Genomic DNA, 9,810 nt, shown 5'->3' on the forward strand with positions numbered 1-9,810 from the left:
GCGCCATGGCCCGACCACCTCGCCGACCGCCCGCGCTCGACGACGCCGCCCTGGAGCGGGCGGCGCTGGACTATCTCGGCCGCTACGCCGCCTCCACCGGCCAGCTGCGCCGGGTGCTGCAGCGCCGGATCCGGCGCGCGCTGCAGGCCGGGGCCGAGGTCGATGTCGAAGCCGCCGAGGCGCGGATCGCGGCCCTGCTGCAGCGCTTGGCCCGGTCGAAGCTGCTGGACGATGCGCAATTCGCCGAGATGCGGATCGCCGGACTGGCCCGGCGCGGCCGGTCGACCCGGGCGATCCGGGTCAAGCTGCGCGAGGCCGGCATCGACGAGACAGTTGCGGACGCGGCCCTGTCCCTGTATGGCGGCGCGCCCGGGACGGATCCGGACCGGGCGGCGGCGATCCGGCTGGCGCGACGGCGCCGGCTGGGACCGTTCCGGGCCGAGGCCGACCGCGCCGCGCACCGGCTGCGCGATATGGCGGCGCTGGCCCGGGCCGGCTTCGCGCCCGGCCTGTGCCGGGCGGTGATCGACGCGCCGGACGCGGCGGCGCTGGAGGCGGCGGAGGACTGAGTCCCTCGCCGCCATGGGACCGTGGTGGTGCATTGACGTTCGGAAACGCGCTTCGGATAGTGCATTCCGAACATGGTCGGGGCAGGGGAAGGAAAGCGGATGCGGCGACGCACGTATGTCCTGGCGATCGACCAGGGGACGACATCGACCCGGGCTATCGTGTTCGACGCCCAGGGCCGGCCGGTGGCCACCTCGCAGCGCGAGCTGCGCCAGATCTATCCGGCCGACGGCTGGGTCGAGCACGACCCGGAGGGGATCTGGGCCGACACCGTCTCGGCCTGCCGCGACGCCATCGCCCGGGCCCGCCTGACCGCCGACCACATCGCCGCGATCGGCATCACCAACCAGCGCGAGACCGCGGTGCTGTGGGACCGCGAGACCGGCCGGGCGCTGCATTACGCCATCGTCTGGCAGGACCGGCGCACCGCCGGCTTCTGCCGCGAGCTGGCGGCGGCCGGGCACGAGACCGCGGTGCAGGCCAAGACCGGGCTGATCATCGATTCCTACTTCTCCGCCACCAAGCTGACCTGGCTTCTGGACACCGTGCCCGACGCCCGGCGGCGGGCCGAGGCCGGCGAGCTGGCCTTCGGCACCGTCGACAGCTTCCTCCTGTGGCGGCTGACCGGCGGCCGGGTGCATGCGACCGACGCCACCAACGCCAGCCGCACCATGCTGTTCAACATCCGGACCCAGGACTGGGACGACGAGCTGCTGGCCCTGTTCCGGATCCCGCGCGCGATCCTGCCCGAGGTGCACGACAACGCGCATCATTTCGGCACCACCGACCGGATCCTGTTCGGCGCCGCGATCCCGATCACCGGCATGGCCGGCGACCAGCAGGCCGCGACCTTCGGTCAGGCCTGCTTCAAGCCGGGCATGATCAAGTCGACCTACGGCACCGGCTGCTTCGCCCTCTTGAACATCGGCGACAAGCCGAAGATCTCGAAGCACCGCCTCCTCACCACCACCGCCTACCGGCTGGACGGCCGCCCGACCTACGCGATCGAGGGCGCGATCTTCAGCGCCGGCGCCACCATCCAGTGGCTGCGCGACGGGCTGAAGATCATCAAGAGCGCGGGCGAGAGCGAGGCCCTGGCCCGGTCGGTCGAGGATTCGGCCGGGGTCTATCTGGTACCGGCCTTCACCGGCCTCGGCGCACCGCATTGGGATCCCGACGCGCGGGGCACGATCCTGGGCCTGACCCGGGATTCGACCTCGGCCCATATCGCCCGCGCGGCGCTGGAGGCCGTGGCCTTCCAGACCCGCGACCTGATGGAGGCGATGGTGGCCGACGGCGGCGCCCGGCCCCAGGCCCTCAGGGTCGACGGCGGCATGGTGGCGAATGACTGGCTGTGCCAGATGCTGGCCGACATGCTGGACACCCCGGTCGAGCGGCCGAAGGTGATCGAGACCACGGCGCTGGGCGCCGCCTGTCTCGCCGGCCTGACCGCCGGGGTCTATCCCTCGGTCGAGGCGGTGGCCGAGGCGTGGCAGCGCGACCGGCTGTTCGAGCCGGCGATGCCGGCCGGCACCCGCGCCCGGCTGTACGAGGGCTGGCAGAAGGCGGTGCGGCGCGCCCGCGGCGTGCGCTGAGAGCCCTCCGACGGGCGCGGAAACGCGCCTCGGCGCGCGGATGCGAAAATAGTCGCAAAAGGCCGGGCGCCCTGGCATGGTTCGGGGATGCGGCGCCCTGAGAGCGCCGGGCCACAACATTCGGGGAGTGTCGCCATGAGAATGCGCCTTGCCACGACCGCCGCCGCGACGGTCCTGACCCTCAGCCTGCCCGCCCTCGCCGCCACCGAGATCCAGTGGTGGCACGCCATGACCGGGGCGAACAACGAGGTGGTCGAGACCCTGGCCAAGGAGTTCAACGCCAGCCAGTCCGACTACAAGGTGGTGCCGGTGTTCAAGGGCACCTATCCGGAGACGCTGAACGCCGGCATCGCCGCCTATCGTGCCGGCCAGCCGCCGCACATCCTGCAGGTGTTCGACGCCGGTACCGGCACCATGATGGCGGCGTCGAGCGCGATCGTGCCGGTGGCCAAGGTGCTGCAGGCCGACGGCGTGACCTTCGACAAGTCGCAATATCTCGGCGGCGTGGTCAGCTACTACAGCACCGCCGACGGCGAGCTGCTGTCCTTCCCCTACAACAGCTCCTCGCCGATCCTCTATTACAACAAGGACGCCTTCAAGAAGGCGGGGCTGGACGAGAACGCGCCACCCAAGACCTGGCCGGAGCTGTTCGACGCGGCCCAGAAGATCAAGGCGGCGGGCTGGCCCTGCGGCTTCACCTCGACCTGGCTGACCTGGATCCAGCTCGAGAACTTCGCCGCCTGGAACAACATCCCCTACGCTACCCTGCAGAACGGCCTGGCCGGGCTGGACCCGCAGCTGCTGATCAACAGCGACCTCAATGTCCGCCACTTCCAAACCATCGCCGACCTGCAGAAGGCCGGCGTGTTCTCCTATGGCGGCCGCACCTCGGAGGCGAAGACCAAGTTCACCAGCGGCGAATGCGCCATGCTGACCGAATCCTCGGGCGGGCTGGGCGACATCGTGAAGTCGGGCATCAATTTCGGCAACGGCGCCCTGCCCTATTATCCGGAGGCCGCGGGCGCGCCGCAGAACACCATTCCCGGCGGCGCCAGCCTGTGGGTCCTGGCCGGCCATCCCGACGCCGAATACAAGGGCGTGGCCAAGTTCTTCGAGTTCCTGTCGCAGACCCCGATCCAGGCCCGGCTGCACCAGCAGTCCGGCTACCTGCCGATCACCATGGCGGCCTATGAGGACACCAAGAAATCCGGCTTCTACGACAAGAACCCGGCCCGCGAGATCCCGATCCTGCAGATGATGGGCAAGGCGCCGACCGAGAACTCGAAGGGCGTGCGTGTGATCAACCTGCCGCAGGTCCGCGACATCATCAACGAGGAGCTGGAGATGATGCTGAACGGCCAGCAGGACGCCAAGACCGCGCTCGGCAAGGCGGTCGAACGCGGCAACGCCGCGATCAAGGAGGCGGCGGACCTGTAAGCCGCGGATCGTAGGGCGGGTTCGCATCCGCGAACCCACCCCACGCAATTCTCGCCCACCACGACCCGCCCCGAATGAACCGTCGCGCGATCTTTCCGAACAAGCTCCTGCCCTATCTGCTGGTGGCGCCGCAGATCGCGATCACATTGGTGTTCTTCTTCTGGCCGGCCGCCCAGGCGATCCGCCAGTCGATGCTGCGCGAGGATCCCTTCGGCCTTCGGACCCGCGTGGTCTGGCTGGACAATTTCGGCCGGGTGCTGGCCGACCCGGCCTATCTCAACTCGCTGCAGGTCACCGTCGTGTTCTCGCTGGCGGTCGCGGTCTCGGCCCTGGTCGTGGCGCTGCTGCTGGCGGTGATGGCCGACCGGGTGGTGCGCGGCCAGGGCCTGTACCGCACCCTGCTGCTGTCGCCCTACGCCATCGCCCCGGCCATCGCCGGCATGCTGTGGCTGTTCCTGTTCAACCCGTCGATGGGCACGCTGGCGGTGCTGCTGCGCCAGGCGGGCTTCGACTGGAACCCGCTGCTGAACGGCGGCCAGGCGATGACGCTGGTGGTGGCCGCGGCCGCCTGGAAGCAGATCAGCTACAACTTCCTGTTCTTCCTGGCCGGGCTGCAGGCGATCCCGAAGAGCCTGATCGAGGCCGCGGCGATCGACGGCGCCGGGCCGGGCCACCGCTTCCGCACCATCGTCTTCCCGCTGATCTCGCCGGTGTCGTTCTTCCTGCTGGTGGTCAACACGGTTTACGCCTTCTTCGACACGTTCGGCATCATCCACGCCGTCACCAGCGGCGGCCCCGGCAAGTCGACCGAGATCCTGGTCTACAAGGTCTACAACGACGGGTTCGTGAACCAGCAGATGGGCGTCTCGGCCGCGCAGTCGGTGATCCTGATGGTGCTGGTGATCGCGCTGACCTTCATTCAGTTCCGCTATGTCGAGCGCCGGGTGCATTACGCATGATCGAGAACCGCCCGCTCGGCACGCTGCTGGCCCATTTCGTCCTGATCGTCGGGATCGTGCTGGTCGCCTTCCCGGTCTACTACACGCTGGTCGCCTCGACCTATCCGACCCAGGCGATCCTGGCGCCGCCGCTGCCGCTCGTGCCCGGCGACCGGTTCCTGGAGAATTACGGCGACGCGCTGTTCGGCGGATCGGGGCGGATCGGCGGCGTCGACATGGTCCGGGTGCTGTGGAACACCACCGTGGTCGCGCTCGCCATCGCGGTCGGCAAGATCGTGATCTCGCTGCTCTCGGCCTACGCCATCGTGTTCTTCCGCTTCCCGCTGCGGCTGGTCTTCTTCTGGATGATCTTCGTCACGCTGATGCTGCCGGTCGAGGTGCGCATCGTGCCGACCTATCAGGTGATCGTGAATCTCGGCCTGATCGACACCTATGCCGGGTTGACCGTGCCGCTGATGGCCTCGGCCACCGCCACCTTCCTGTTCCGCCAGTTCTTCCTGACCGTGCCGGACGAGCTGGTGGAGGCGGCGCGGATCGACGGCGCCGGCCCCCTGCGCTTCCTGCGCGACATCCTGCTGCCGCTGTCGCGCACCAACATCGCGGCGCTGTTCGTGATCACCTTCATCTACGGCTGGACCCAGTATCTCTGGCCGCTCCTGGTGACCAACGACAATTCGATGAACACGATCATCATCGCGCTGCGAAAGATGATCTCCTTCGCCGATGCCGACACCGAATGGAACCTGGTGATGGCGACCACGATCCTCGCCATCATCCCGCCCGTCGTGGTGGTGCTGGCGATGCAGCGCTGGTTCGTAAAAGGCCTGATCGAGAGCGAGAAATAATGGCCACCGTCGAGATCCGCCAGGTCCGCAAGACCTATCCCGGCGCCGCGCAGGAGACCATCAAGGGCATCGACTGCGCCATCGCCGACGGCGAGTTCCTGGTCATGCTGGGCCCGTCCGGCTGCGGCAAGTCGACCCTGCTGCGCATGGTGGCGGGGCTGGAGAGCATCGGCGGCGGCGAGATCGCGATCGGCGGCCGGGTGGTGAACAGGCTCGAGCCGAAGGACCGGAACATCGCCATGGTGTTCCAGAACTACGCCCTGTACCCGCACATGTCGGTCTACGACAACATGGCCTACGGGCTGCGCATCCAGGGCCTGTCCAAGGCCGAGATCGACCAGCGCGTGCGCGCGGCGGCGCAGACGCTGGAGCTGTCGGCCCTGCTGGACCGCAAGCCGCGGCAGCTGTCGGGCGGCCAGCGCCAGCGCGTCGCCATGGGCCGCGCCATCGTGCGCGAGCCCGCGGTGTTCCTGTTCGACGAGCCGCTGTCGAACCTGGACGCCAAGCTGCGCACCCAGATGCGGATCGAGATCAAGCGGCTGCAGTCGCGCCTCGGCGTCACCAGCCTGTACGTCACCCATGACCAGGTCGAGGCGATGACGCTGGCCGACCGGATCATGGTGATGAACGGCGGGGTGGCCGAGCAGATCGCCCCGCCGCTCGAAATCTATCTGAAGCCGGCCTCGGTGTTCGTCGCCGGCTTCATCGGCTCGCCGGCAATGAACTTCCTGCCGGCCGAGGTCGCGCCGTACGGCCATGGCGTGGTGCTGCCCGGCGGCCAGCGCATCGCCACGCCGCGGGCGGCGGGGCTGGGCGGGCGGAAGGTCGTGGCCGGCATCCGGCCGGAGCATCTGGACCTCGACGGCGCGTCCGACCCGGAGCACCAGTTGGAGGTCGCGGCCGAGCTTGTCGAGGCGCTGGGCGCCGACACGGTGGTGCACGGCCGGCTGGGCGACGGCACGCCCCTCCTGGCCCGGCTGCCCGGGGTGGTGCCGGTGCGCGACGGCGACCGCTTGGCCTTCGCCGTGCCGGAGGAGCAGTTGCACCTGTTCGACCCGGACACCGGCCGCGCCCTGGGGTGAGCAAGGGCCAGACAGTTCCTCGTCATGGCGAGCCCCGAAGGGGCGTGGCCATCCAGGGCCGCTCGCACCGGCCCCTGGATGGCCACGGCGCTCCGCGCCTCGCCATGACGGATTAGGAAATGGCCGCCGTCCGATAACAAAAAGGGGCCGGGCGCGACGGCCCGGCCCTTCACCATCAGATCCTGATCCTCAGCGGATGGTCAGCGCGCCCTTGAACAGCGGGCCGCGCTTGGCCGAGGCGGCGCGCTTGGCGGCCGAGGCCGCGAACTCCGCGGTGTCGACCACCGGGTCGCGCCGCATCGCGAACACGATGACCGAGTTCGCGATCGCGTCGCTGAACTGGTCCAGCGCCGTGTTGCTGATGTTGGCGATGCCGTCGCAGGGCGCATGGTAGCAGGCATCGTAGGGCTGGCCCGCGGTGCCGCCGTAGATCCGCGCCTCGGCCTCGGTCTTGACGTTCTCGGCGCCGCTGAACAGGCCGCCGGCCGGGATTCCGACCTCGATGAACGGGCCGTAGTCGGACCGGCCGTCGAAGGCGGTGGGGGCGGTGGCCAGGTTCTTCTGGGCGAAATGGGCCAGGAACACGTTCTCGATCAGGCCGGAGCCGTCCGGGCCCGGATCGGGCGTATCGGAGCCGTTGCCGTCATAGACGAAGCGAACGAAGTTCGGCGATCCGACCATGTCGAAGTTCAGGTTCAGCAGGATCTTCGCCTTCTCGGCGTCGCTGAGCGTCGAGACATAGTGGGTCGAGCCGAGCAGGCCGAGCTCCTCGGCGCCCCAGAAGGCAAAGCGCACCTTGTTGCGCAGCAGGAACTGCCGGCGCCCGATCTGCTCGGCGACCTCGAGATTGGCGGCGGTGCCGCTGCCGTTGTCGTTGATGCCCGGGCCGACCTGCACCGAATCGAGATGCGCCCCGACCGTGACGATCTTGTTCGGGTTGCCGAAGCGGGTGTCGGCGATCACGTTCCAGGTCGTCCGCGGCTCGTTGACGGCCTCGACCTTGATGCGGACGGTCACCGGGCCGGACTGGGCCTGGGTGTAGAGCTCGTTGCCGACCTCGAAGCTGGTGAAGACACCCGGGTAGGGCCGAGGCTCGCCGAGGCCCACGCCCTCGATCACATCGGTGCGGCCCGGCTGGCCCTCGTTCATGATGATGACGCCGATGGCGCCGGCCGCCTCCGCCATCGCCGCCTTCTGCGCGAAGGTGCAGGTGCCGCGCTGGATCAGGGCGATGGCCCCGGCCGTCTCCGGCGGATAGTCGGCGGCCTCGCAGCCGCTGGCCGAGCTCGGCTCCGACGTGGGCGGCAGGACGATGTTGTTGGTCGGCACCACCCGGCCGGTGACCTCGCGCGAGGCGGAATAGAGCGTGGTCGCGAAGTCGGTGTTGGGTGTGTAGGTCCGCGGCGACGGCGACACCCGCTCGAACTCCGGCGTGCCGGTCTCCTGGAAGAAGTCGAACTGGAAGGGCTGGAGCGTGACCTGATAGCCGGCGCGCTGCAGCCGCTGCTTCACATAGTCGACCGAGGCCTTGTAGCCCGGCAGGCCGGCGGCGCGGTTGCCGCCATTGGCGGTGGCGATCGACTGCAGCGCGGTCAGGTGCTGGCGGATGCCGTTGACCGTGACCGCCCGCTGCAGGTCGAGGCTCATCAGCGCGGTGATGAGATCGCCGATCAGGCCGCGCTGGGCGGCGCTGGCGGATGCCGTGGTCGCCGATGCGGCGGATGCCGGGGTCTCGGTGGCGGCGAGGGCCGAGGACGCAGGAATGGCGATGGCGGACGCCAGCAGGGCGGCCGCCAGATGACGCGTTTTCACGATGGTCCCCCTTCGTCGTTTGCGGTGGGGCTTGTGGCCGCCCGGATCGCAATCGAATGGCCTCGTCCCGGCCAGCCTCCCCACTTGCCGCCCAGTGTCCGGCAGCGAAGCGAAACGCGTCAACATTACAGATTTAGGGCAATTTGTTCAGAATTCTTCAGAATTATTTGATGTTATACATTAACAGCTTCATTATTCTTCTATTTGACAGACAAATTGCTGCAGCCGCACGACGCGACATCAATCGGAGAAGTAGAGGCCCCAGGTCTCCGCCACGATCGGATCGGCCAGAAGCCGGTCCCAGATGGTGCTGAGCGGCGTCATCTCCTCGCGGAAATCGTACCAGGTCAGCAGCAGCAGCAGATACAGGTCGGCGGCCGTCCTGTGCTCGCCGAGCAGGAAGGGGCCCGGCATCAGCGCATCGGCGACCAGGGCCCAGTAGCGGTCGACGGCGCGGTCCGCCGCCTCGCGCACCCCCGGCGCGCCGGCGGGGTCGGCGGTGTAGCGTTCCGGATAGGCTTGGCGCAGCACGGCGCCATACAGGTTCACCGCCATGAACACCAGCCAGCGGTCGAAGCGGGCGCGATCGGCGCTGCCCGGCGGCGGCGCCAGCCCGGCCCCGGGATGGGCGTCGACCAGATGCAGGATCATCGCCGCCGATTCGGTCAGCACCGTGCCGTCCGGCAGCACCAGGGTCGGGATCTCGCCCATCGGGTTCAGGCGCAGATAGTCGGGGCGGCGGTGCTCGCCGGCCTTGTGGTCTATGCGGATCCGCTCGCAGGGCGCGCCGGCCAGGCGCAGCACGATGTCGGGGGCGAAGGCGCCGGTGTCCTTGTTCCAGTACAGCCTGTACATCGCCGCGTTCTCCCCGGGATCCGGACCGTTTCAAGCATGATGGCGCGAAACCGGCCGGGATCAATGGCTTGCAGCCCGCGGCATGCTGCATTGCAGCGACTCGGTTGCCCCCTGAGATTCAGGTGCTATTGTGCGGCCCGTTTCGCGGGCGGCCTCAGGCGCCGCGCTCTCACCCAGGACGGACGGTCCATGAACATCCACGAGTATCAGGCGAAGGGGCTGCTGGGGCGCTACGGCGTGCCGGTGCCGCGCGGCGGGGTGGCGTACACGCCGGAGGAGGCGGTGCGTGTGGCGGAGGGTCTCGGCGGCGGTGTGTTCGTCGTCAAGGCGCAGATCCATGCCGGCGGCCGGGGCAAGGGCCACTTCCAGGAGGATCCGCAGGGCAAGGGCGGGGTCCGGGTGGTGAAGTCGGTCGAGGACGTCGCGGCGAATGCCAAGGCGATGCTGGGCCGGACGCTGGTGACGGTGCAGACCGGGCCGGCGGGCAAGGAGGTCGGCCGGGTCTATGTCGAGGAAGGCTGCGACATCGCCCGCGAGCTGTACCTGTCGCTCCTGGTCGACCGCAAGAGCGGCCGGGTGACGATCATCGCCTCGACCGAGGGCGGCATGGCGATCGAGGAGGTGGCGGCGGCGACGCCGGAGAAGATCCTGACCATCG

The 9,810-nt window shown here is 69.0% G+C and carries 9 protein-coding genes; 7 read left to right on the top strand and 2 right to left on the bottom strand.

Features of this window, described 5'->3' with window-relative positions:
- The first annotated feature begins 5 nt into the window (after positions 1-5).
- The 6 genes from G537_RS0107305 (at position 6) to ugpC (ending at position 6,485) form a co-directional block, all read left to right on the top strand.
- Positions 6-569, top strand: coding sequence for a regulatory protein RecX (locus G537_RS0107305; protein ID WP_034850763.1), 564 nt, complete (start codon positions 6-8; stop codon positions 567-569).
- Between the two features lie 99 nt (positions 570-668).
- Positions 669-2,162: a glycerol kinase GlpK gene (gene glpK / locus G537_RS0107310; protein ID WP_026869550.1), complete on the top strand. Its 1,494-nt coding sequence runs from the start codon at positions 669-671 to the stop codon at positions 2,160-2,162.
- Positions 2,163-2,297: 135 nt separating this feature from the next.
- On the top strand, positions 2,298-3,599 hold the full coding sequence (gene ugpB, locus G537_RS0107315) for a sn-glycerol-3-phosphate ABC transporter substrate-binding protein UgpB (RefSeq protein WP_026869551.1): 1,302 nt from the start codon (positions 2,298-2,300) through the stop codon (positions 3,597-3,599).
- Positions 3,600-3,673: 74 nt separating this feature from the next.
- The gene (ugpA, locus tag G537_RS0107320; protein WP_026869552.1) at positions 3,674-4,558 is read left to right on the top strand and encodes a sn-glycerol-3-phosphate ABC transporter permease UgpA; all 885 of its coding nucleotides are present in this window, start codon (positions 3,674-3,676) and stop codon (positions 4,556-4,558) included.
- Positions 4,555-5,403 carry a sn-glycerol-3-phosphate ABC transporter permease UgpE gene (gene ugpE, locus G537_RS0107325; RefSeq protein ID WP_026869553.1) on the top strand — a complete coding sequence of 283 codons (849 nt, stop codon included), beginning with the start codon at positions 4,555-4,557 and terminating at the stop codon, positions 5,401-5,403. The genes ugpA and ugpE overlap by 4 nt, the downstream gene beginning before the upstream one ends.
- Positions 5,403-6,485 (top strand): sn-glycerol-3-phosphate ABC transporter ATP-binding protein UgpC, encoded by a 1,083-nt coding sequence (ugpC, locus tag G537_RS0107330; RefSeq protein ID WP_026869554.1) that lies wholly within the window; start codon positions 5,403-5,405, stop codon positions 6,483-6,485. Before ugpE ends, ugpC begins: the two co-directional genes overlap by 1 nt.
- 189 nt (positions 6,486-6,674) lie before the next feature.
- Here the strand turns inward: ugpC and G537_RS36860 are convergent, their stop codons facing one another.
- Both G537_RS36860 and G537_RS36865 read right to left on the bottom strand, forming a co-directional pair.
- Positions 6,675-8,297, bottom strand: coding sequence for a M28 family metallopeptidase (locus G537_RS36860; protein ID WP_051248067.1), 1,623 nt, complete (start codon positions 8,295-8,297; stop codon positions 6,675-6,677).
- 240 nt (positions 8,298-8,537) lie between these two features.
- On the bottom strand, positions 8,538-9,152 hold the full coding sequence (locus G537_RS36865; RefSeq protein ID WP_051248069.1) for a glutathione S-transferase family protein: 615 nt from the start codon (positions 9,150-9,152) through the stop codon (positions 8,538-8,540).
- A gap of 189 nt (positions 9,153-9,341) precedes the next feature.
- Here G537_RS36865 and G537_RS0107345 point away from each other — a divergent pair.
- Positions 9,342-9,810, top strand: a 469-nt coding sequence (locus G537_RS0107345; RefSeq protein ID WP_026869555.1) for an ATP-grasp domain-containing protein, incomplete at its 3' end; no start/stop codon positions are given.

The sequence above is a fragment of the Inquilinus limosus DSM 16000 genome (genome assembly GCF_000423185.1).
Lineage (GTDB): Bacteria > Pseudomonadota > Alphaproteobacteria > DSM-16000 > Inquilinaceae > Inquilinus > Inquilinus limosus.

Excerpts from the sequence above, each read along its gene's own strand:
- G537_RS0107305 (WP_034850763.1), top strand. The coding sequence starts at position 6 with ATGGCCCGACCACCTCGCCGACCGCCCGCGCTCGACGACGCCGCCCTG.
- G537_RS36865 (WP_051248069.1), bottom strand. The coding sequence starts at position 9,152 with ATGTACAGGCTGTACTGGAACAAGGACACCGGCGCCTTCGCCCCCGAC.
- ugpA (WP_026869552.1), top strand. The coding sequence starts at position 3,674 with ATGAACCGTCGCGCGATCTTTCCGAACAAGCTCCTGCCCTATCTGCTG.
- ugpC (WP_026869554.1), top strand. The coding sequence starts at position 5,403 with ATGGCCACCGTCGAGATCCGCCAGGTCCGCAAGACCTATCCCGGCGCC.
- ugpE (WP_026869553.1), top strand. The coding sequence starts at position 4,555 with ATGATCGAGAACCGCCCGCTCGGCACGCTGCTGGCCCATTTCGTCCTG.
- glpK (WP_026869550.1), top strand. The coding sequence starts at position 669 with ATGCGGCGACGCACGTATGTCCTGGCGATCGACCAGGGGACGACATCG.
- ugpB (WP_026869551.1), top strand. The coding sequence starts at position 2,298 with ATGAGAATGCGCCTTGCCACGACCGCCGCCGCGACGGTCCTGACCCTC.